Source organism: Bradyrhizobium sp., from assembly GCF_017881085.1.
GTDB lineage: Bacteria > Pseudomonadota > Alphaproteobacteria > Rhizobiales > Xanthobacteraceae > Bradyrhizobium.
Map to the genome: position 1 here is coordinate 13,394 of NZ_JADGRI010000005.1, position 21,059 is coordinate 34,452.

The window sequence follows — 21,059 nt, forward strand, 5'->3', positions numbered from 1 at the left end:
ATGCACGAGTTTGAATTTCGCGACACGTGAGGGAGGACCACACCATGACTGCAACAGCCAGCAGCGAAGCCGCCAAGGAAATGTCAAAGGAAACGCCCAAGGACGCGTCCGCCTCCGTCGTCGCCCAGCAGGCGGCGATGCTGGGCGCGCTGCCGTTCTCCGACACCGCCGATTTCGACGACGCCGCGCGCGGCTTCATGGGAACGATCGAGCATGCGCGGATCGCCAACCCGCAAGGGCGCGTGGTCTGGAGTCTGGAGCCCTACGGCTTCCTGTCCGACGCGGAGGCGCCCGCCACCGTCAACCCGAGCCTGTGGCGGCAGTCGCGGCTCAACATGCAGCATGGGCTGTTCGAAGTGATGCCGGGCGTCTATCAAATTCGCGGGCTCGACATCGCCAACATGACGCTGATCGAGGGCGACTCGGGCGTGATCGTGGTGGACACGCTGACCTCGATCGAAGGCGCGCGCGCCGCGATGGAGCTCTATTTCAAGCACCGCGGCCTGCGCCCGGTCGCCGCCGTGATCTTCACCCATACCCATACCGACCATTGGGGCGGCGCGCGCGGCGTGCTGGAAGAGGATGCGCTGGCGACCGGCCGCGTCCCTATCATCGCGCCCAACCTGTTCATGGAGCATGCGGTTTCCGAAAACATCATCGCTGGTCCTGCGATGCTGCGCCGCGCGCAATATCAATTCGGGCCGTTCCTCGCCAAGGGGCCGCGCGGGCAGGTCGATTGCGGGCTCGGCAAGTCGATGGCCGCGGGCTCGGTGGCGCTGCTGCGCCCGACCGATCTCATCATGGAGACCGGCGACAAGCGCATCATCGACGGGCTGGAATTCGAATTCCAGATGGCGCCGAACTCGGAGGCCCCGGCGGAGATGCATTTTTACGTGCCGCACTACAGGCTCTTGAACCTGGCGGAAAACTGCACGCATAATTTCCACAATCTGCTGCCGTTCCGGGGCGCCGATGTGCGCGACGCGCTGGCCTGGTCGAAATATCTCGGCGAGGCCTTGGCGATGTGGGGTGGCAAGGCCGACGCCATGTGCGGCCAGCACCACTGGCCGGTCTGGGGCAAAGCGCGCATCGACACCATGATCCGCCAGCAGCGCGATCTCTACAAGTTCGCGCACGACCAGACCATCCGCCTGATGAACCACGGCCTGACGGCGACCGAAATCGCGGAGACGATAAAGCTGCCGGCGAGCCTGGAGGGCGCATGGCATACGCGCGGCTATTACGGCCATATCCGTCATAACGTGAAGGCGATCTACCAGAAATATCTCGGCTGGTACGACGCCAACCCCGTGCATCTCGATCCCTTGCCGCCGGTCGACGCCGGCACGAAATACGTCGAGTATATGGGCGGCGCGGCGGCGATCCTCGATCGCGCGCGCAAGGATTTCGCCAAAGGCGAATTCCGCTTCGTCGCGCAGGCCGTCAGCCATCTGGTTTTCGCCGATCCCGATAATGCCGCCGCCCGCGCGCTGCTCGCCGACACCTTCGAGCAGCTCGGCTATGCCGCCGAAAGCGCGACCTGGCGCAACGCCTATCTGTTCGGCGCGCAGGAGCTGCGCCAGGGCATGCCGAAGGCGCCGCCACGCCCCTCGATGCCGCGCGAAACGCTCGCCGCGCTGCGCAGCGGGCAAATATGGGACGTGCTTGGCGTCCGCCTGAACGGGCCAAAGGCCGAAGGCAAGCACATCGTTCTGAACTGGAGCTTTACCGATACCAGGGAAAACTTTGTGCTGACGCTGGAGAACTGCGCGCTGACCTATCTCGAGGGCGCACTGGCTCCCACGGCGGACGCCAGTTTTACGCTGCCGCGCAGCGTGCTTGACGATGTCATCGCCAAACAGACCTCGTTTCCGGAAGCCGTCGCCAGCGGCAAGATCACCTTCACTGGCAATGCGATGCGGCTCGCCGAACTGATGAGCCTGATGGACGAATTCCCGCGCATGTTCGAGATCGTCGAGCCGAAGCGGACCGCAGTGAGCTAGCGAGCCGTCATTCCGGGGCGATGCGCCAGCATCGAACTCCGATGTGTCGGCAACCCGTCCGGGGCTTCGGGCACGCCATGCGGCTCGCGGAACGGATGGGCCCGATGGACGAATTCCCGCGCAGGGAGCTGTTGCGGTCTGTCGTCGGGCTGCCAAGTCGGATCAGCGAAGCCCAGGGGGGAAGCCGGATGGTCACTTCAGCATCCTGCACTGGCGCAGTCTGCGTTCCTTCCGTAAAGAAGCCGGACGCCGGGCGGCTTCGATCGCCCGGCCAACATTGGGGAGGAAAATACCGCATGTTTTCGCATGTCATGATCGGCACCAACGACCTTGAAAAAGCAAAATCGTTCTATGATGCGTTGCTGGGCACGCTCGGCGTGCAGCCCGGCAGGGTGGACCGCCATCGCATTTTCTACAGGACCAAGACCGGCGTGTTCTCGGTCTCGAAGCCGATCGATGGCAAACCGGCGACGCCTGCCAATGGCGGCACCGTCGGCTTCGTCGCCGCTTCCCCCGAAGAGGCCGACGCCTGGCACGCCACCGGCGTCGCCAATGGCGGCAAGACCTGCGAAGACCCGCCCGGCGTGCGCGAAGGCCCGCAAGGCAAACTCTATCTCGCTTACCTGCGCGATCCCGACGGCAATAAGATCTGTGCCTTGCACCGGATGTAACCGCAGGTCGGATCAGCGATAGCGTAATCCGCCGTTCCTCGTGCGGGTGGCAAATAAGTGCGAGTCGTTTCTGCGCGTCACACCGTGGCGTCCCCGCGAAAGCGGGGACCAACCACAGGCGGTAGCGGGTGCACGAAAGCCGTCGAACAGCGTCTTTCACAACAGACGACACGGAGTGTCCCGGCTTTCGCCGGGACGACTAAGAGAGCGCCCGCCGCTCAGCGCCTCCCGTCTACTCCGCGCTGCTTACCAGCTTGATGCGTGGTTCGGCGGCTTCCATCAGGCTGCGATAGGCCGCGAGATAGTCGAGCGCCATGCGGCGGGCGGTGAAGCGGGCTTCGAACTGCTTGCGGATCGCAGGACGGCTCAGGCCCGACAGACGGTCGACCGCAGAGACCGCGCTGGTTTCATCCTCGACGACGAAGCCGGTCAGCCCGTCCTCGATGATCTCCGCGACCGAGCCGCGGTTGTAGGCGATCACCGGCGCGCCGCACGCCATCGCCTCGATCATGACAAGGCCGAACGGTTCCGGCCAGTCGATCGGAACCAGTAGCCCGATCGCGCCGCTGAGGAAGTCCGATTTTTCGTGGTCGCCGATCTCGCCGATATATTCGACCAGAGGATGGTCGATCAGCGGACGGACGATTTCATCGTAATAATCCTGGTCGGCGCGGTCCACCTTGGCGGCAATCTTCAGGGGGATGCCGCATCGGATGGCGATCTTGATGGCGCGATCGACACCCTTTTCCGGCGCAATCCGGCCCAGCACGGCCAGATAGCCGGGGGTCACCGGCCGCGGCGTCAGCAGCGCTTCCGGCAGCCCGTGATGGATGGTGCGCACCCAATTGGCCTGCGGCACCGGGCGCCGCTGGGCGTTCGAGATCGAAATCACCGGGATCGATGAAAATGTCGTGAACACCGGCTGATGCTCCGGCAGATCGAGCCGGCCGTGCAGGGTGGTCAGAAACGGCGTCGGCTGGCGGGAGAACAGCGAGAAGGGATAATAGTCAAGATGGAAGTGCAGAAAGTCGAACTCCTCATCGTCGCATTTTCGCCGTACGCGTTCCAGCATCACCATGTGCAGCGCGTTGGGATCGCGCACCGCGCCGTCGAGGCGCAGCGCCTTCGGCCAGGTCGCATCCAGCTTGGCGGAGGTCTGGGAGTCGCCGCTGGCGAACAAGGTGACGTCGTTTCCCAGCGCGACCAGTTCCTCGGTCAGCCAGTGCACTACCCGCTCGGTACCGCCGTACAGTTTAGGGGGAACAGCCTCCGTCAACGGAGCAACCTGCGCGATGCGCATCTCTCACTCTCCTGTTCGTGATCACAATTGAACAATCAGCCCTTCGCGGAGTCGGTACCGGCATGCCGAGTCGGGAACGTTCTCGCATGTGCGAAGTTCCTTGGAACAGCACACTTCTTCCGTCTCACGGTCTTCTTGATGCCATCGACCCAGATCAGAGGTTTGACGCGCGCCATGCTGCAAACGCGTAGTAGGGGCAGCGTTGCGGGAACCGCGGGGAAGTATCGATCATTCAACTACCGGGCTCCGAACCGATAGAGTTCCCTCTCCAACAGGTCTGCCGCATGGACAATCTTTCAGGCTACGCCAACCGTCCGCTTTCGTTCGTGTTGCGCTATCTGCGCCACCGTCTCGCCGCCCATGTCGTCATTTTGACTTCAGTTGTCGCCGCGGTTGCCTGTTCCGTAGGCACTCAATACGGCGTGAAGTATCTGGTCGACGGCTTGTCGGCGGGACCTGCCCGCGCCGGCGGCGTGTGGCTGGCACTCATTTTTCTGATGTCGCTGATCGCGGCGGACAATTTCCTCTGGCGGATCGCAAGCTGGACCGCGAGCTTCACCTTTGTGGGCGTAACCGGGGATCTGCGCCGTGATATTTTCCGTCATCTCACCGGTCACGCGCCGAGCTATTTTTCCGACCGGCTGCCGGGCATGCTGACCAGCCGCATCACGGCCACGTCGAACGCAGTTTATACCGTCGAGAACATGGTCGTCTGGAATGTGCTGCCGCCCTGCATGGCGACGATCGCTGCAATTGCCCTGATCACGACCGTGAGTCCGGTGATGGCTGGGGGTATGATCGTGGTCGCGGGCGTCATGGTGGTTGCGATGTTCCGTCTGGCGGCCGCCGGCAAGCCTTTGCATGACGATTTCGCCAACAAGGCCGCGGCTGTCGATGGCGAGATGGTCGACGTCATCAATAACATGCCGCTGGTGCGAGCATTTTGCGGGTTCCGCTTCGAGCACGAGCGCTTCGACGCGACCGTCAGCCGCGAATTGACGGCGCGGGGACGAAGCCTGCGCTATCTGGAAAAGCTGCGGATCACTCACGCCGCGATAACGGTCGCACTGACCATCGCGCTGCTGGTCTGGGCGATCGTGCTTTGGCAGCACGGCAGCGCCACCACCGGCGATGTCGTGCTGGTCTGTACGCTGGGGCTTTCGATTCTGAGCGCGACGCGCGATCTCGCGGTGGCGCTGGTCGACGTGACCCAGCATGTCGCCCGGCTGACCGAAGCCATCGCCACCCTGCTGCTGCCGCACGAACTCCGTGACCATCCGCAAGCCGAGCCGCTGATAAAGGCGGGGGCGGCGATCGTCTTCAACAAGGTGTCGTTCCAGTATCCCGGGGGCCTGCAGGTATTCGACAAGTTCAGCCTCCGGCTCAACGCGGGCCAGAGGGTCGGGCTGGTCGGACAGTCCGGCGGCGGCAAATCCACCGTGTTCGTCCTGCTGCAGCGTTTCTACGACGTGAACCAGGGGCACATCGCTATCGATGGCCAGAACATTTCCCGGGTCACGCAAGAGAGCCTTCGCGCGGCGATTTCGGTGGTGCCGCAGGATATTTCGCTGTTCCATCGCTCGATCATGGAAAACATCCGGTACGGACGGCCGGGCGCTACCGACGACGAGGTGCTGCGTGCGGCCATCGCGGCGCGGTGCGATTTCGTCGAGACCCTGCCGGAAGGTTTGGCGACCCAGGTCGGGGATCGTGGCGTCAAATTGTCGGGCGGGCAGCGGCAACGCATCGCGATTGCCCGCGCCTTCCTGAAGGACGCGCCGATCCTGCTGCTGGACGAGGCCACCGCAGCGCTTGACAGCGAGTCGGAGGAGGCGATCCGCGAAGCGCTTGCGCGCCTGATGCGCGGGCGTACAGTGATCGCCATCGCGCATCGGCTGGCAACGCTGCGTAATTTCGATCGGGTCATCATGCTGCAGGGCGGCCGGATCATCGAGGATGGACCGCCCGATCGTCTCATGCAGGGCGGCGGCCCGTACCGGGAACTGGTGGCGCGGGAGATGAACCGGCTGGCGACGCATGCGGCCTGAGGTCGTCAGCGATTGTTCTGAGTTGCGTACCGTCGCGCGAAATACGCAAGCAACCGGCCAAGGTCACCCAATGGCAATTGAAGCTCTCTCTCAAACGACGATTCGCGAGACCGACATCGTACTGGAATCGCCGTTCTATATTCCGATGACCGGGCCCGCGGCGCGGCCGCGGCGCTCGCTCAAGCACGACAACACCTTCATCGTGCTCGACAGCCATGGCGACATCGGCGCTTCCGCCGGCGGACCGGACGGGCTGTTCAACACCGACACCCGTTATCTGGCCCGGCTGGAACTCGTGCTGGACGAGCTGCAGCCGCTGCTGCTCGGCTCGAACTTGCGCGATGACAATTCCGCCCTGACGGTCGATCTCACCAATCCCGACGTCTATCGCCAGGGGCGGATCGTGCTGCAGAGGGACATGCTGCACATCGTGCGCACCATCTTCCTGTGGTGCGGCACCGCCTATCAGCGGATCGGCGTGCAGAACCATGGCGACCGGCCAGCGAGTTTTGACATGACGCTGCTGTTCGACAACGACTTCGCCGATCTGTTCGAAGTGCGCGGCGAGAAGCGCCCGCGCCGGGGCGTCGGCTCCAGCAAAATGCTCGGCCCCGCCCACGTCCTGCTCGAATACAGGGGGCTCGACGATGAAGCGCGCGCCACGGCGCTGCATTTCGATCCCCGGCCGACGCGGCTTGCGGTGAATTCGGCGACCTATCATTTCGATCTGGCGCCGCAGCAGGTCGCTTCGCTGTTCGTCGCCGTATCGTGCAACAAGCCGGCCGGGTTCAGTCCGGCGCCGTTCTTTCGCGGATTGCTGGCGCATCGCCGCGAAATGCGCCGATCGACATTGGGCGCCACCTGCGTAGAAACTTCAAACGATATCTTCAACGAGGTGCTGTGCCAGTCAATGGCCGACCTCAACATGCTGATGACGGACACGCCGCAGGGACGATATCCCTATGCGGGCATCCCCTGGTATTCGACGACCTTCGGCCGCGACGGAATCATCACCGCGCTGCAAATGTTGTGGATCGATCCGCGGGTGGCCCGCGGCGTGCTGCGGCGGCTCGCCTTCTATCAGGCGAAGTCGGTCGATCCGCTCGCCGACGCCGAACCCGGCAAGATCCTGCACGAGATGCGCGGCGGCGAGATGGCTGATCTGCGCGAGGTGCCGTTCGCGCAATATTACGGCAGCGTCGATGCGACGCCGCTGTTCGTGCTGCTGGCCGGCCTCTATGTCGAGCGCACCGGCGACGACGAGACGCTCGCGGAGCTGTGGCCTTCGATGGAAGCCGCGCTGCAGTGGATCGACGGGCCCGGCGATCCCGACCGGGACGGCTTCGTCGAGTACCGGCGCGCATCGGAACAGGGCCTCGCCAATCAGGGCTGGAAGGATTCCTACGACGCGATCTTTCATGCCGACGGTCGCTTGGCGGAAGGCTACATCGCGCTTGCCGAAGTGCAGGGCTACGTGTTCGCGGCCAAGCGGCTGGCGGCGCGCTGCGCCTTGCGCCTCGGACTTGCGCAAAAGGCCGGGCAACTCGCGACCGAGGCGCAAACGCTTGCCGCACGGTTCGAAGAGGCCTTCTGGTGCGACGATCTCGGGACCTATGCGCTCGCGCTCGACGGCGAAAAGAAGCCGTGCCGGGTGCGGACCTCGAATGCCGGGCAACTCCTGTTCACCGGCATCATCCGCCCGGAGCGCGCCCGAATGGTCGCCGCCGATCTGATGCGGCCGCATTTCTTCACGGGCTGGGGCATCCGCACCGTGGCGCAGGGCGAAGCGCGCTACAATCCGATGTCCTACCATAATGGCTCGATATGGCCGCACGACAACGCCCTGATTGCGCTCGGACTTGCGCGTTACGGGCTGAAGCATTCGGTCGAGTGTGTGTTCAAGGGCCTGTTCGACGCCGCCGCCTACATGGATTTGCGGCGGCTTCCAGAGCTGTTTTGCGGATTCCGGCGTGAGAAGGAGCGCGGACCGACGCTGTACCCCGTCGCCTGCGCGCCGCAGGCCTGGGCGAGCGCGACGCCGTTCACGCTGCTGGAAGCGGCGCTCGGCCTCGAATTCGATGTTCAGCGCGGCGAAATTCGGCTGCGCAATCCGCGCCTGCCGGCATTCCTCAACGAGGTGGTGCTGCGCGATCTGCGACTGGGACCCTCAAGCGTCGATCTTCGGGTCAGCCGCCACGGCGAGGAGGTCGCGCTGGAGGTGCTGCGCACGCGCGGCCAGATCCAGGTGTCGATCGTCCTGGCGCATTGAAGGCGGCGCTCGACCGGAGGAGGCCTTATGCGCGCAAGACACCTGTTTATGTGCGTTGCCGTCGCGTTCGCGGCGTTGCCGGCCGCCATGTCGTGGGCTCAAGATCCCCCGGTGGCGCCGAAAACGCCGGCGCCGCCGCCTTCCGTCACCATTATCGCCGCTAGGGAGGCGCACGGGGTGCTCGGCCGCGACGTCCGCAGCCCGGCGGATGAGGACATGGGGCATATCGTTGACGTGATCGTCGATCGTGCCGGCGTGGTGCGCGCGGCCGTCATCGACTTCGGCGGCTTTCTCGGCGTCGGCAGCCGGAAGATCGTCGTCGACTGGAACGCGCTGCATTTCGGGCATGTCGCTGACAAGGGCGACAGCATCACGCTTGAATTGACGAAGGAGCAGGTGAACGCCGCGCCTGAATACAAGGAGGACACGCCGATCGTAGTGCTTGGCGCGGCGGGCAGCCTGGCGCCCTGGCAATTTGACCATTGACCCCGGAGAAGCAAACTGTTGGTGCGCTCGTCCAGACAGTCGCCCGATCGGATTGACGACCGCGGCGCCCGGGCCAACGTCCGCGGCGGCGATCCCGTGCTGCCGAGGGAGCCGGAGGTGCGCAGGTCACCGGCGCCGTCTCGGCAGAGCTTGCGCGGTCTCGACTGGTTCATCTTCTTTCTCGCGGACGTGCAGACCGGGTTCGGTCCGTTCATCGCGGTTTACCTCACGACACAAAAATGGACCCAGGTCGAGATCGGTCTTGTACTGTCGATCGGCGGTCTGGTCGCCCTGATCGGGCAAATGCCGGGCGGGGCCATCGTCGACGCCGCCCGTTCCGAGCGGCTGGTCGCCGGCCTCGCAGTGGCAACGATCGGCACCTGCGCGCTGGCCTATGCCGCCTGGCCGATCTTTCCGGTGGTGGTGGCCGCGGCGACCCTGCACGCCGCCGCCAGTTGCGTGCTCGGTCCGGCGATTGCGGCGATCAGCCTCGGCCTGGTCGGGCCGTTTGCGATTGGCGAACGGTTCGGACGCAACGCCCGCTACGCGTCGCTCGGAAATGGCGTCGCGGCAGCCGTGATGGGCACGTGCGGCTACCTGCTGTCGAGCCGTTCGGTGTTTCTCGTCACCTTCCTGCTGGCGATTCCGACCCTGCTGGCGCTGGGGCGGATTCGCGAGCGCGAAATCGACGCGGCCCGCGCGCACGGCGCCATGGCGCGTGATGCGTCCGACGCCAGCGCCACCAGCGTTCTCCGTCTGCTGCGCCAGCGCCCCCTGCTCATCTTCGCCGGCAGCGTGTTGCTGCTGCAACTCGCCAACGCGGCGATGCTGCCGCTGATGGCGGGCGTGGTTACGACCCGCTCGAGCCAGTGGGCGCCGGTGCTGATCGCCGCCTGCATCGTGGTGCCGCAAGCCATCGTGGCGCTGACGTCGCCGTGGGTCGGACGAACGGCACAGCTATGGGGTCGACGGCCGCTGCTGCTCTTGGGTTTCGCGGCGCTGGCTGTTCGCGGCGTACTGTTCGCCACCGTGAGCGATCCATACCTGCTGGTCGCGGTGCAGGTGTTCGATGGCATTACCGCTTCGGTCTTCAGCGTGATGATACCGTTGACCGTCGCCGACGTTGCCTTCGGAAGCGGTCACTTCAATCTGGCGCAGGGCATCGTCGGCACGGCGACCGGCATCGGGGCTTCGCTCAGCACCGTGCTGGCGGGTTACGTCAGCGACAGGTTCGGCAGCAGTATCGCGTTCACGGGACTTGCATGCGTGGCGGCCACGGGCCTCGTCATGATCTGGCTGGTGATGCCGGAGACGCGGCGGAGTCCGAACTGATCGGGCCGGAATACGAAAACGCCGGCCCAACGGCCGGCGTTTGAAACGGGATCAGACGAGAAACTTGGCTCGCTTATGCGTCCAGCGTGCGTAGCTTCTGGCGGTTGCGGAGCACGATCTGGCGTGCGCCGGAAAATCCGAGAATTCCCTGGCTGTGGAGCTGCGAAAGCGCCCTCGAGACGGTTTCCAGCGTAAGGCCGAGATAATCGCCGATATCCCTGCGGCACATCGGCAGCGCCATCATGCCCGCAACGGCGAGCCGGCCGTCCATTTCCAGGAGGAAGGTGGCCACCCGCTCCATCGCCGTCTTGCGTCCGAGCAGCAGCATATGGTCTTCCGCATGCCGGAGATCGCCGGCGGTCATGGCCCAGAGCTTGCGCGCGACCTGGACATCGACGCCTGCTGCCTGTTCGAGGCTGCGGCGCTTCACCAGCCGCACGGTGGTATCGATGATGGCTTCCGCGGCCAGCCGGTGAATGGTTCCGGATTCGAGGCCGAAAACATCGCCCGGAAGGTGGAATGCGCCGATCTGGCGGCGTCCGTCGGACAGCAGCTTGTAGCTGCGAACCGCGCCTGTAATTACCTGGTAAACGTATTCCGCAGGTTCATCCTCGCCGTAGATTTCCTCGTCCTTCTTGTAGGAAAATTCCGTTGCGACGAGACCCGCATGACCGGTAACCGCGCCGAACTGGTCGGGGGCAGGAGCGGGGAAGGCGACGGGGCTGACCTTGTGGCCGATAACCGAGGTGCTGAGGGATTGGGTAAGCATTTTGCCATCTCCTGTGCGGCGGATGGCGAATGGGTACCGGGGATTTTCGGGGCTGGAAATTTCGCGAGATATCTTAAGGGGAACTACTTACGTATATTACCGGAGGTGGCCGTTCCAGGCCTCAGCCGCCGGCCGGTCCGCTCTCCTGGATGGCCCCCCGGATACGGGTGACAAGGCTCTCATCCAGCAGCGGTTTCATCAGGACGTGCCGGACGCCCGCCGCTTCAGCCCTTGCCGAGATGTTTTCGTCGGGGTAGCCGGTAATGAGGATGACCGGCGCGGCGATGTCGCGGTTTCGCAGGCGGCCGGCCAGATCGATGCCATTCATGTCGGGCATCTTGTAGTCGATCACGAAACAGTCGACGCCGGTCGAATCCACGGCGTTCAGCAGCGAGGCGCCGTTCCTGAAAGTGCGGACGTTGAAGCCGTCCGTTTCAAGAAGGAATCGAAGCGAACCAAGCACATCCGCGTCGTCGTCGACCACGTAAACTGTTGGTTTGGCGAGTGGCGACATCGCGAAAGCCCGCGCATCTTTCGAGCTGATCTGGATCATAATTTATCCAGACTACCACCCGATAGGCGATGGGGGCTTGATTTAGCTCAATCCTTCAGCAGGCCGGCGCGCATCGCCAGCCGCACCAGTTCCGAGAGGCTGTTGGCCTGCATCTTTGTCATCACGTTCGCCCGGTAAACTTCGATGGTGCGGGGGCTGATGTCGTAGTCGCGGGCGATCAGCTTGTTGGAAAGCCCGGCGATCAGTCCGTCCATGACCTGGCGCTCGCGAGGGCTGAGCGATGCTACCCGCGCCGCGATATCCTGGGTGATCGCCTCGCTCTTGGCGGCCGGCTCCGCCTGATGGATGGCCGTCTCGATCATGGCGATCAGGCGGTCATCCTCGAACGGTTTCTCGAGAAAATCGACCGCCCCCAGTTTCATGGCTTCGACGGCAAGCGGCACGTCGCCATGCCCGGTCATGATCACAATCGGGAACGTGCTGTGGCCCGCCTTCATGCGCTTCAGAAGCTCGATTCCGTCGAGGCCGGGCATGCGCACATCGGAAACGACGCAGCCGAATTCAAGGCGCGGGAGGGCATCGAGAAATTTCAAGGCGGTCTCGAACAGCGTGACCTTGTAGTTGGCGGAATCGAGCAGGAAGTTCAATGAATCCCGCATCGCCTCGTCGTCGTCGATGACATAGACCTTTCCCCTGTCCGGCATATCTCAACTCTCGTTCGATGCTGCTGGCAGGGTGAAGCGAAACGTCGCGCCTCCCGCAGCATTGCTTTCGGCCCACATCCGGCCGCCATGGGCTTCGATGATCGACCGGCTGATGGAAAGTCCTACCCCCATCCCGGTTTCCTTTGTCGTAAAGAAGGTTTGAAACAGGTTGGCTTTGACGTCGTCGTGGAATCCGGACCCGGTATCCGACACTTCGATCTCGATCATGTCGTCCTCGACCTTGGCGTTCGACGCAATAAGCTCCCGTCGAGGCGACTGCGCCATCGCCTCCAGCGCATTGCGAAACAGATTGACCAGCACCTGCTGGATCTGGACCCGATCCGCCAGTACCAGGTCGAACTCCGGATTGAGGTGGAAGCGCAGTTGGATGTTCTGCTCACGGGCGCCCGCCAGACCGAGCGCGCCTGCTTCCTCGATCAGTTTCGAGAGGCTTTCGACGCGTTTTTCGGATTCGCCCCGAGAAACGAAATCGCGGAGACGGCGGATGATCTGGCCGGCGCGAAGCGCCTGTTCGGCGGCGCGGTCCATGGCGTTTTCAATTTTCGCCGCATTGGGATCGGTGCTGCCCGCCAGCAGCCTGCGCGAGCCCTTCATGTAGTTGCTGATGGCGGCGAGCGGCTGGTTGAGTTCGTGCGCCAGCGCGGATGCCATCTCGCCCATCGCGCTCAGGCGCGAGATGTGGACCAGTTCGGATTGCAATTCCTGCAGCCTTGCCTGGGTTTGCTGGTGTTCGGTCAGATCGCGCACGAACCCGGTGAAATAGGGCTCTCCGCCCGATTGCATCTCGCCGATCGTGAGGTGCATCGGGAAGGTGGTGCCGTCCCGGCGCTTGCCGGTCACGATCCGCCCGATGCCGATGATGTGCCGTTCGCCAGTGGATCGGTAGCGCGCCAGATAATCGTCGTGGCGCGCCTGGTCCGGCATCGGCATCATCTCGCTGACGTTTTTGCCGATCGCCTCCCGCTCGGTATAGCCGAACAGCCGCTCGGCCGCGGTGCTGAAGAACTGGATGATGCCGTAACCGTTGATCACGATCATCGCATCCGGCACGGTGTCGAGGATCGACCGCAAATGGCTCTCGCGCGTTCTCAGCGCCTCTTCGAGCTGCTTTTCCTCGTCGATATCGAGCGCGATCCCGCTGACATGGCATGGAACCCCGGCCTCGTCTTTGACCAGGCCCCCGCGGGCGCGAATCCACTGCCCGGACTTGTGCCTGCCACGCAGCCTGAAAGAAACGTCGAGACTGCCGCCGGTCTCGGCAACCTTCGTGATCGCCCGGTCGATGCGCTCGCGCTCTCCGGATTCCAGCAGGGAAAGAAACAGCTCGTAGGATATGGGCTGTTCGCGGTCGACGCCGAACAGGTTTCGCGTGGCATCGGACCATTCCAGCTCTCGCGTGGAAAGGTCGAGGTCCCAGGTTCCGACGCCGAATCCCTCCATTTGGAGTTGAAAGTGCCCTTTTGCCGATCCGGTTATGCCAGCCACGCTAAACTTTCACTTCCTTTGCCCGACGTCCACCAGTCCGAACCAGCAAGCGCGCAGGACAATCCTACACCAGTTTGACGTCCGATAACCGCCAGTAACTCAAACTTTGATGCTGGATTCACAATTTCGCCCGGGTTGGCATGGTCCGGAATCCACCAAGGCGTCATTGCATATCCCGGCCCGTTTTCCCAATCGCACGCCGGCCGTGGGGGCTCTTGCGAATTTCGCGAAAAGTTCGAAGGCACTTTGATCTATCTCATCCTGGGCTTCGATTCCGTCTCTAAAAGAGCTCCGTGGCAACGGAGAAAGTCGGATGACATACGCGACCGTCATGGTCAGCCTGGCGCTTGATCAGCCGAACGAGGCGCGTCTCGACGCGGCGGGGCAGATCGCCGAACGATTCGACGCGCGTATCGTCGGGATCGCGGCGTCGCAGTTTACTCCGCCGCTCTATTTCACGTCAGGCGAACTGGCCCAGGACCTGATCGACGAGGGACAGGCATCGATCAAGAAACGCATCGGGGAGTTGGAAGTCCGGTTTCGCGACGCGGTAAGGAATCGGGCCAAGCCAGTCGAATGGCGCAGTGCGATCGACTTCCCGGCACGCTATATCCTGCGGGAAGCACGTTGCGCCGACATCATCGTCAGCGGTGGAGACAGGGGGGTGCTTTCGGACCCGCTGGCGATGGCCAGCCCGAAAGACCTCGTGATGCAGGCGGGCCGGCCGCTGCTCATCGTTCCCGATTCGGCCAATTGGCTCGATCTGCGAAGCGTGCTGGTGGCCTGGAAGGATGCCACGGAGGCGAGGCGGGCGATCGCCGATGCCCTGCCCATGCTGCGCAAGGCCAAAAACGTCACCGTCACGGAAATCCTGGAGCACGACGGTAGCCGGTCGGCCGCCACGGCGCGGGTCCGTGATGTCGCGGCGTGGCTGTCACGGCACGGCGTTTCCGCCTCCGAGCGCGTTGCGGAGAAGGATGGCGACCAGGACGCGACCGCGCAACTGGACGGAATTGCCGCCGACGTCGGGGCCGGGCTCATTGTTGCCGGCGCCTACGGTCATTCGCGATTCCGCGAATTGATTCTCGGCGGCATGACGCAGCATCTCATCACCCAATCCGCTCGCTGCGTGTTGCTGTCGCATTAGAGGCCAACGCTTTAACCACGGAATCGATTGGATCGCGCCTTGTACAAGTTTCTCGAACAAACCGTAGCCGGCTACATGACGCGCGCAGCCAAGACTGTGACGCGCGAACGAACAGTGCGCGAGCTGAGCGAAATGTTCGAGCGAGACGATTTCAACTCCTATCCGGTCGAAGAGGACGGGCAGGTGGTCGGCATCGTCACCAAATTCGACCTGCTGAAGTGTTTTATCTTTACGCCGAGCCAGATGATTCCGCCGTACGAGCAATTGATGAGCCGGACCGTCGGCGACGTCATGACTCCGGAATTCATTTACGTTCGTACCGACACCAAACTGACCCGGGTACTCCAGCTCATGGTCGATCACCGCATCAGGAGCGTTCCCGCGATCGACGACGAACATCGATTGTCCGGCATCATCGCGCGCAGGGATGTTCTCAAGGCGCTGGCGGATTGCAGCGGCGGGTGACGCTTCCGTCTGTCCACAGGCGTTTCATCGCCGACGTCGGGAATGAATCGCGTCCATCAAGCCGTTGACTAGAAGCGCTAAAAGACGATTCCCGGGCTCGGCGTCGGTCTCACGGATCAAACCTAGTTGATCTCGATCAAATCGCGCCCGGTCGGACTGTGGTTGTTTGAGTCGTGTCCTCAAGAGAGAATCCGCATGAGCCAGGCCTCTAGTTCCAAAACCATGACCATCGGCGAAAGTGGCTTGTCACTGATGTTTGCAGTGACTTCCTTTCTTTGCGTGGTCGCCGCGGCCAAAGCCGTCGACGCGCCCTTCGCATTTCATGCCTCTCTCGGCGCCGCTGCCAGTCTTGCGGCGGTATTTGTCATCCTTAACCGGTATTTCGACCGCCCCGCCGCGCTGCCGGCGTATGAAATCAATGGCCGGCCCAACTACAATATGGGTCCGATCAAGTTCGCTTCGGTCATGGCGATGTTCTGGGGAATCGCCGGCTTTACCGTCGGATTGTTGATCGCTTCGCAACTGGCGTGGCCGTTGCTGAATTTCGATCTGCCCTGGACCAGTTTCGGCCGGCTGCGGCCGCTGCATACGTCGGCCGTGATCTTTGCGTTCGGCGGCAATGTCCTGATCGCAACCTCGTTCTATGTCGTTCAAAAGACGTCCCGGGTACGTCTCGCCGGCGATCTCGCGCCGTGGTTCGTCGTTGTCGGCTATAATTTCTTCATCCTCATTGCCGGCACCGGCTATCTGCTCGGGGTCACGCAATCGAAGGAATATGCCGAGCCGGAATGGTACGCCGATTTGTGGCTGACCATCGTCTGGGTGACCTATTTGCTGGTGTTCCTGATGACGCTGGTCAAGCGCAAGGAACCGCACATCTTCGTGGCGAACTGGTTCTATCTGGCCTTCATCCTCACCATCGCGGTGCTTCACCTCGGCAACAATCCCGCACTGCCGGTATCGGTGTTCGGCTCGAAGTCGTACATCGCCTGGGGCGGCGTCCAGGATGCGATGTTCCAGTGGTGGTACGGCCACAACGCCGTCGGGTTCTTCCTGACAGCCGGCTTTCTCGCCATCATGTATTATTTCATTCCCAAGCGCGCCGAGCGGCCGATCTATTCGTACCGCCTGTCGATCATCCACTTCTGGGCCCTGATCTTCCTCTACATCTGGGCGGGCCCGCATCACCTGCATTACACCGCGCTTCCGGACTGGGCTCAGACGCTCGGCATGACCTTCTCGATCATGCTGTGGATGCCGTCCTGGGGCGGCATGATCAACGGCCTGATGACGCTGTCGGGCGCCTGGGACAAGCTTCGTACCGATCCCGTACTGCGCATGCTGGTCGTCTCGGTGGCCTTCTACGGAATGTCGACCTTCGAAGGCCCGATGATGTCGATCAAGGTCGTCAATTCGCTGAGCCACTACACCGACTGGACCATCGGACACGTGCATTCCGGCGCGCTGGGCTGGGTCGGCTTCGTCTCGTTCGGCGCGTTGTATTGCCTGGTGCCCTGGCTGTGGGATCGCAAGGGACTTTACAGTCTCAAGCTCGTCAACTGGCATTTCTGGATCGCGACCATCGGTATCGTTCTCTACATCTCCGCGATGTGGGTTTCGGGGATCCTGCAGGGCCTGATGTGGCGCGCCTATACCTCGCTCGGCTTCCTCGAATATTCCTTCATCGAGACCGTGGAGGCGATGCATCCATTCTACATCATCCGCGCCGCGGGAGGAGCGCTGTTCCTGATCGGCTCGCTGATCATGGCCTACAATCTCTGGATGACGGTGCGCGTCGGTGAGGCGGAAGTGCAGTCGCCCGTCGCTCTTCAGCCGGCGGAATGAGGAGCGATTAAATGTCTTTCTGGACTCGGCATCAAATTTTCGAAAAGAACTCGATCATCCTGATCGTGGGAATTCTCGCGGTCATCGCGATCGGCGGTCTGGTCGAGATCACCCCGCTGTTCTACCTGAAGAGCACGATCGAGGTGGTCGACGGCATGAGGCCGTACACGCCGCTCGAGCTCACCGGCCGCAACATCTACGTCCGCGAGGGCTGCTATCTCTGCCACTCGCAGATGATCCGGCCGCTGCGCGACGAGGTCGAGCGTTACGGTCATTTCTCGCTCGCCGCCGAAAGCATGTACGACCATCCGTTCCAGTGGGGATCGAAGCGAACCGGGCCCGATCTGGCGCGGGTCGGCGCCAAATACTCCGACGACTGGCATGTGACGCATCTGACCAATCCGCGCGCCATCGTTCCCCAATCGGTGATGCCCGGCTATCCGTTCCTGGCCGAGACCGAGATCGACGCCGACAACATCGCCGATCATCTGCGGACCAACCGCGCCGTCGGCGTGCCCTATACGGACGATCAGATAGCCAACGCCGTTGCCGATCTGAAGGCGCAGGCCGATCCAGACAATCCGGGGGTGGATGCGTTCTCGAAACGCTACCCGAAGGCCGTGGCGCGCAATTTCGACGGCAAGCCGGGTGCTCCGACAGAATTGGACGCGCTGATCGCCTACCTGCAGATGCTCGGCACGCTGGTCGATTTCAAGCTTTACAACGAAAAAGCCAACCTTCGCTGAGGCAGAACGATGAGAGCAATCCTAACCGTTCAGAATATCACATCGGATTTCGTCACGACCTTCTGGACGCCGATCTTCGTCGGAATCTTCATCGCAATCGTGACTTACGCGCTTTGGCCTCGCAACCAGAAAGCCTTCGACGAGGCGGCGAGAATGCCGTTGCGGGAGGAATGACAAAATCATGACTGAACATAGCGATTTCGACCAGATCTCCGGCAGGACCACGACCGGTCACGAGTGGGACGGCATCAAGGAACTGAACACGCCGCTGCCGCGCTGGTGGGTGATCACCTTCTATTTGTGCATCGTCTGGGCGTTCGGGTACTGGATCGTCTATCCGGCATGGCCGCTGGTTTCCGGATATACCTCCGGCGTGCTGCATTATTCGTCGCGCGCGGACCTTGCCGTGGAACTGGCTAATCTCGAGAAGATCCGCGGCGACAAGATGGTTGCGCTTGGCGCGGCGTCCCTCGCGGATATCGAGAAGGATCCGGCCTTGCTGGCGCTCGCGCGCGCCCGCGGCAAGACGGTGTTCGGCGACAACTGCGCGCCATGCCACGGCTCCGGCGCCGCCGGCGCCAAGGGCTTTCCCAACCTGAACGATGACGATTGGCTCTGGGGCGGCACGCTCGAGCAGATCATGCAGACGATTCAGTTCGGGGCGCGTTCGGGGCATGCAAAGAGCCACGAAGGCCAAATGCTCGCCTTCGGCAAGGACGGAACGCTAAAGAAGGAGGAAATCGTTACGGTCGCCAATTACGTCCGGTCGCTGTCGGGCCTGCCCACGCGTCCGGGATATGATGCGGCAGCCGGCGCGAAGATTTTCGCCGACAACTGCACCGTCTGTCACGGCGATGCGGGTAAGGGAAATCAGGAAGTCGGGGCGCCCAATCTCACGGACAAGATCTGGCTTTATGGTTCCGACGAGGCGACGATCATCGAAACCGTCACCAACGGCCGGGCCGGCGTGATGCCGGCATGGGTGGGGCGGCTCGATCCCTCCACGATCAAGGCCATGGCGGTCTATGTTCATTCGCTCGGCGGAGGGAAGTGACCGCCATAGCGTTTTCGAGCGGAGTCGATGCCGGTCCGCGGGATGAAAACGCGCCAAACCGACGATTTGCAGCCTCGGTTCTGATTCAATCAGAACGGGGCTTTGGCAAAGGACATCCCCGATATCTGCCGGCTATTTGAGCTGGATCAACCGCGCGTCGGATGCTGGGTCTAGGCTCAGTTGCAAATGCGAGATGAATCCCGCCGATGAACAAGCCCGTACTCCCAACGGAAATGGAATATGACGACAACGGGCCGCTTTATGTGGCCCAAAAGAAGGTCTATCCGCAGAGCGTTTCCGGAACCTTCCGCCGCATCAAATGGGGGCTGATGGCATTCTGCCTCGGCGTCTACTACCTGCTGCCGTTCGTGCGCTGGAATCGCGGCCTCGGCGCCCCCAGCCAGGCGGTGCTGATCGACCTCCCCAACAGCCGCTTCTATTTTTTCTTTATCGAGCTTTGGCCCCAAGAGGTCTACTATTTTACCGGCCTGTTGATCGTCGCCGCCCTTACGCTGTTCCTGATGAACTCGATGGGCGGACGCATCTGGTGCGGATATCTATGTCCGCAGACCGTGTGGACGGATCTGTTCTACGCCGTCGAGCGCCTGATCGAGGGTGACCGCCGCGAGCGCATGAGAAAAGACGCCGCGCGGGGTACGCTGAAGCTGGAGCGCTTCGCCGAGATCACGCTGAAGCATTCGATCTGGCTGATGATCGCATGGTGGACCGGGGGCGCCTGGGTGCTCTATTTCAACGACGCGCCGACGCTGGTGAAGCAACTCGTGACGTTCCAGGCACCCATGCTGGCCTATATCTGGATCGGAATCCTGACCGCGACGACCTATGTTCTCGCCGGGTTCCTGCGCGAGCAGGTCTGCGTCTATATGTGCCCATGGCCGCGCATCCAGGCGGCGCTCACCGACGAATGGGCGCTCAATGTCACCTACAAATACGATCGCGGCGAAAAGCGTACTTCCCTGAAGAAGGCGATCGAATTGCGGGCGCATGGCGAAACCGCCGGCGACTGCATCGACTGCTATCAGTGCGTCGCCGTTTGTCCGACCGGCATCGACATCCGCAACGGCCCGCAGCTCGACTGCATCCAGTGTGGCCTGTGCATCGATGCCTGCGACACGGTGATGAAGAAGATCGGCCGGGAAACCCGCCTGATCGGCTACGACAACGACATCAACATCCACCGCCGCCAGGCCGGCAAGCCGCCGGTCTATCGCCTCGTCAGGCCGCGCACGATCGTCTACAGCGCCATGATCGCCGCCGTCGGGGCGGTCATGCTGTATGCGATGCTGACGCGGTCGCTGCTCGACGTCAACGTATTGCATGACCGCAATCCGGTCGCGGTGCGACTGAGCGACGGCTCTGTTCGCAACGCCTTTACGGTTCGGCTTCTGAACAAGCGGGGCTTCGACCGCGTCATCGCGATCGACGTCGACGGGCCGGCTAACGTCACGGTCCATGTCGTTGGCGTCGATTCCGTCACACCGGACCGGCCGATGATCATCCTGGCGCGGGATACCACAACCGAGCTGAGGGTTCTCGTCACGGCACCGTTGGAAGAAAATGCCGAAAAATCGATCCCGGTGAAATTCCGCGTCACCGACATCGGGCTCGGCGAGGTCGCATCCGCAACCGATCATTTCGTTACTCCCTGAAGAATCCAAGAAGGAACCCGGCATGAGCAGATCGCACGTTTCACCGAAGCCTCTCACCGGACGCAAGGTGCTTGTCATGCTGGTCGCGTTTTTCGGCGTGGTGTTCGGGGTAAACTTCCTGATGATGAAGCTCGCTATCGATACCTTGCCGGGGACTGAAGTGGACTCGGCCTACAGCGCCAGCCTGGCTTACGAGAAGGAGATCGCGGCGGCGCACGATCAGGACGCGCGGGCATGGAAGATCAATGCCCACGTTCAGCGCGGTACGGATGGCGGCGCCACGGTGCAGGTCGAGGCGCGCGACAACAAGGGCGTACCGATGTCCGGCCTGACGTTTCAAGGCCGCTTCGAACGGCCGACCGACCGGCGAGCCGATCAGTCGGTTGGACTCACGGAAGTCGGCGGCGGCGTCTATCGCGGCAACGCGCCGCTGATCGCTCCCGGACAATGGGATCTGGTGCTCGAAGGCGACGCGGCGGGACAGCGGATGTTCCTGTCTAAGAATCGCGTGCTGCTGAACTAGGAAAACC

19 protein-coding genes are annotated in these 21,059 nt (G+C 62.7%); 14 read left to right on the top strand and 5 right to left on the bottom strand.

The genetic code is table 11. The annotated features are described in order from the left end of the window. The first annotated feature begins 44 nt into the window (after nt 1–44). Nucleotides 45–2,003 carry an alkyl sulfatase dimerization domain-containing protein gene (locus tag QZ213_RS01220; protein WP_291684217.1) on the top strand — a complete coding sequence of 653 codons (1,959 nt, stop codon included), beginning with the start codon at nt 45–47 and terminating at the stop codon, nt 2,001–2,003. 296 nt (nt 2,004–2,299) lie between these two features. Beyond that, complete coding sequence (locus tag QZ213_RS01225; RefSeq protein ID WP_291684218.1) at nt 2,300–2,674, top strand: VOC family protein; 375 nt, start codon at nt 2,300–2,302, stop codon at nt 2,672–2,674. A gap of 232 nt (nt 2,675–2,906) precedes the next feature. On the opposite strand, the gene QZ213_RS01230 is transcribed toward QZ213_RS01225, so the two are convergent. Beyond that, nucleotides 2,907–3,974: a glycosyltransferase family 4 protein gene (locus QZ213_RS01230; RefSeq protein ID WP_291684219.1), complete on the bottom strand. Its 1,068-nt coding sequence runs from the start codon at nt 3,972–3,974 to the stop codon at nt 2,907–2,909. 284 nt (nt 3,975–4,258) lie between these two features. Here QZ213_RS01230 and QZ213_RS01235 point away from each other — a divergent pair, with 284 nt between their 5' ends. The 4 genes from QZ213_RS01235 to QZ213_RS01250 all read left to right on the top strand — a co-directional run bounded on the left by QZ213_RS01235 (nt 4,259) and on the right by QZ213_RS01250 (nt 10,109). Next, on the top strand, nt 4,259–6,022 hold the full coding sequence (locus tag QZ213_RS01235) for an ABC transporter ATP-binding protein (RefSeq protein WP_291684220.1): 1,764 nt from the start codon (nt 4,259–4,261) through the stop codon (nt 6,020–6,022). 70 nt (nt 6,023–6,092) lie between these two features. Then, on the top strand, nt 6,093–8,291 hold the full coding sequence (locus QZ213_RS01240) for an amylo-alpha-1,6-glucosidase (protein WP_291684221.1): 2,199 nt from the start codon (nt 6,093–6,095) through the stop codon (nt 8,289–8,291). Between the two features lie 87 nt (nt 8,292–8,378). Continuing rightward, the gene (locus QZ213_RS01245) at nt 8,379–8,777 is read left to right on the top strand and encodes a PRC-barrel domain-containing protein (protein WP_291684247.1); all 399 of its coding nucleotides are present in this window, start codon (nt 8,379–8,381) and stop codon (nt 8,775–8,777) included. 96 nt (nt 8,778–8,873) lie between these two features. Next, nucleotides 8,874–10,109, top strand: coding sequence for an MFS transporter (locus tag QZ213_RS01250; protein WP_291684248.1), 1,236 nt, complete (start codon nt 8,874–8,876; stop codon nt 10,107–10,109). A 73-nt stretch (nt 10,110–10,182) separates the two neighbouring features. Here QZ213_RS01250 and QZ213_RS01255 read toward each other — a convergent pair whose 3' ends face one another. The 4 genes from QZ213_RS01255 to fixL all read right to left on the bottom strand — a co-directional run bounded on the left by QZ213_RS01255 (nt 10,183) and on the right by fixL (nt 13,602). Further along, nucleotides 10,183–10,878 (bottom strand): helix-turn-helix domain-containing protein, encoded by a 696-nt coding sequence (locus QZ213_RS01255; protein WP_291684222.1) that lies wholly within the window; start codon nt 10,876–10,878, stop codon nt 10,183–10,185. A 121-nt stretch (nt 10,879–10,999) separates the two neighbouring features. Beyond that, nucleotides 11,000–11,431: a response regulator gene (locus QZ213_RS01260; RefSeq protein WP_291684223.1), complete on the bottom strand. Its 432-nt coding sequence runs from the start codon at nt 11,429–11,431 to the stop codon at nt 11,000–11,002. Between the two features lie 47 nt (nt 11,432–11,478). After that, nucleotides 11,479–12,096: a response regulator FixJ gene (gene fixJ, locus QZ213_RS01265; protein ID WP_291684224.1), complete on the bottom strand. Its 618-nt coding sequence runs from the start codon at nt 12,094–12,096 to the stop codon at nt 11,479–11,481. Between the two features lie 3 nt (nt 12,097–12,099). Beyond that, nucleotides 12,100–13,602 carry a sensor protein FixL gene (gene fixL / locus QZ213_RS01270; RefSeq protein WP_291684225.1) on the bottom strand — a complete coding sequence of 501 codons (1,503 nt, stop codon included), beginning with the start codon at nt 13,600–13,602 and terminating at the stop codon, nt 12,100–12,102. 313 nt (nt 13,603–13,915) lie between these two features. On the opposite strand from fixL, the gene QZ213_RS01275 reads away from it, so the two are divergent. The 8 genes from QZ213_RS01275 to QZ213_RS01310 all read left to right on the top strand — a co-directional run bounded on the left by QZ213_RS01275 (nt 13,916) and on the right by QZ213_RS01310 (nt 21,052). Beyond that, entirely contained in the window at nt 13,916–14,749 is an 834-nt protein-coding gene (locus tag QZ213_RS01275) for a universal stress protein (RefSeq protein ID WP_291684226.1), read from the top strand. 39 nt (nt 14,750–14,788) lie between these two features. Further along, nucleotides 14,789–15,214, top strand: a complete 426-nt coding sequence (locus tag QZ213_RS01280) for a CBS domain-containing protein (RefSeq protein ID WP_291684227.1) — start codon at nt 14,789–14,791, stop codon at nt 15,212–15,214. A gap of 195 nt (nt 15,215–15,409) precedes the next feature. Continuing rightward, nucleotides 15,410–17,059: a cytochrome-c oxidase, cbb3-type subunit I gene (ccoN, locus tag QZ213_RS01285; protein WP_291684228.1), complete on the top strand. Its 1,650-nt coding sequence runs from the start codon at nt 15,410–15,412 to the stop codon at nt 17,057–17,059. An 11-nt stretch (nt 17,060–17,070) separates the two neighbouring features. Then, nucleotides 17,071–17,805 (top strand): cytochrome-c oxidase, cbb3-type subunit II, encoded by a 735-nt coding sequence (gene ccoO, locus QZ213_RS01290; RefSeq protein ID WP_291684229.1) that lies wholly within the window; start codon nt 17,071–17,073, stop codon nt 17,803–17,805. A gap of 9 nt (nt 17,806–17,814) precedes the next feature. Next, nucleotides 17,815–17,979, top strand: a complete 165-nt coding sequence (locus QZ213_RS01295) for a cbb3-type cytochrome c oxidase subunit 3 (protein ID WP_291684230.1) — start codon at nt 17,815–17,817, stop codon at nt 17,977–17,979. Between the two features lie 7 nt (nt 17,980–17,986). Further along, the gene (gene ccoP, locus QZ213_RS01300) at nt 17,987–18,859 is read left to right on the top strand and encodes a cytochrome-c oxidase, cbb3-type subunit III (protein WP_291684231.1); all 873 of its coding nucleotides are present in this window, start codon (nt 17,987–17,989) and stop codon (nt 18,857–18,859) included. Nucleotides 18,860–19,065: 206 nt separating this feature from the next. Further along, nucleotides 19,066–20,529 carry a cytochrome c oxidase accessory protein CcoG gene (ccoG, locus tag QZ213_RS01305; protein ID WP_291684232.1) on the top strand — a complete coding sequence of 488 codons (1,464 nt, stop codon included), beginning with the start codon at nt 19,066–19,068 and terminating at the stop codon, nt 20,527–20,529. Between the two features lie 22 nt (nt 20,530–20,551). Beyond that, nucleotides 20,552–21,052 carry a FixH family protein gene (locus tag QZ213_RS01310; protein ID WP_291684233.1) on the top strand — a complete coding sequence of 167 codons (501 nt, stop codon included), beginning with the start codon at nt 20,552–20,554 and terminating at the stop codon, nt 21,050–21,052. Nucleotides 21,053–21,059 lie beyond the last annotated feature (7 nt).

Excerpts from the sequence above, each read along its gene's own strand:
- QZ213_RS01220 (WP_291684217.1), top strand. The coding sequence starts at position 45 with ATGACTGCAACAGCCAGCAGCGAAGCCGCCAAGGAAATGTCAAAGGAA.
- QZ213_RS01225 (WP_291684218.1), top strand. The coding sequence starts at position 2,300 with ATGTTTTCGCATGTCATGATCGGCACCAACGACCTTGAAAAAGCAAAA.
- QZ213_RS01230 (WP_291684219.1), bottom strand. The coding sequence starts at position 3,974 with ATGCGCATCGCGCAGGTTGCTCCGTTGACGGAGGCTGTTCCCCCTAAA.
- QZ213_RS01235 (WP_291684220.1), top strand. The coding sequence starts at position 4,259 with ATGGACAATCTTTCAGGCTACGCCAACCGTCCGCTTTCGTTCGTGTTG.
- QZ213_RS01240 (WP_291684221.1), top strand. The coding sequence starts at position 6,093 with ATGGCAATTGAAGCTCTCTCTCAAACGACGATTCGCGAGACCGACATC.
- QZ213_RS01245 (WP_291684247.1), top strand. The coding sequence starts at position 8,379 with ATGTCGTGGGCTCAAGATCCCCCGGTGGCGCCGAAAACGCCGGCGCCG.
- QZ213_RS01255 (WP_291684222.1), bottom strand. The coding sequence starts at position 10,878 with ATGCTTACCCAATCCCTCAGCACCTCGGTTATCGGCCACAAGGTCAGC.
- QZ213_RS01260 (WP_291684223.1), bottom strand. The coding sequence starts at position 11,431 with ATGATCCAGATCAGCTCGAAAGATGCGCGGGCTTTCGCGATGTCGCCA.
- fixJ (WP_291684224.1), bottom strand. The coding sequence starts at position 12,096 with ATGCCGGACAGGGGAAAGGTCTATGTCATCGACGACGACGAGGCGATG.
- QZ213_RS01275 (WP_291684226.1), top strand. The coding sequence starts at position 13,916 with ATGACATACGCGACCGTCATGGTCAGCCTGGCGCTTGATCAGCCGAAC.
- ccoN (WP_291684228.1), top strand. The coding sequence starts at position 15,410 with ATGAGCCAGGCCTCTAGTTCCAAAACCATGACCATCGGCGAAAGTGGC.
- ccoO (WP_291684229.1), top strand. The coding sequence starts at position 17,071 with ATGTCTTTCTGGACTCGGCATCAAATTTTCGAAAAGAACTCGATCATC.
- QZ213_RS01295 (WP_291684230.1), top strand. The coding sequence starts at position 17,815 with ATGAGAGCAATCCTAACCGTTCAGAATATCACATCGGATTTCGTCACG.
- ccoP (WP_291684231.1), top strand. The coding sequence starts at position 17,987 with ATGACTGAACATAGCGATTTCGACCAGATCTCCGGCAGGACCACGACC.
- ccoG (WP_291684232.1), top strand. The coding sequence starts at position 19,066 with ATGAACAAGCCCGTACTCCCAACGGAAATGGAATATGACGACAACGGG.
- QZ213_RS01310 (WP_291684233.1), top strand. The coding sequence starts at position 20,552 with ATGAGCAGATCGCACGTTTCACCGAAGCCTCTCACCGGACGCAAGGTG.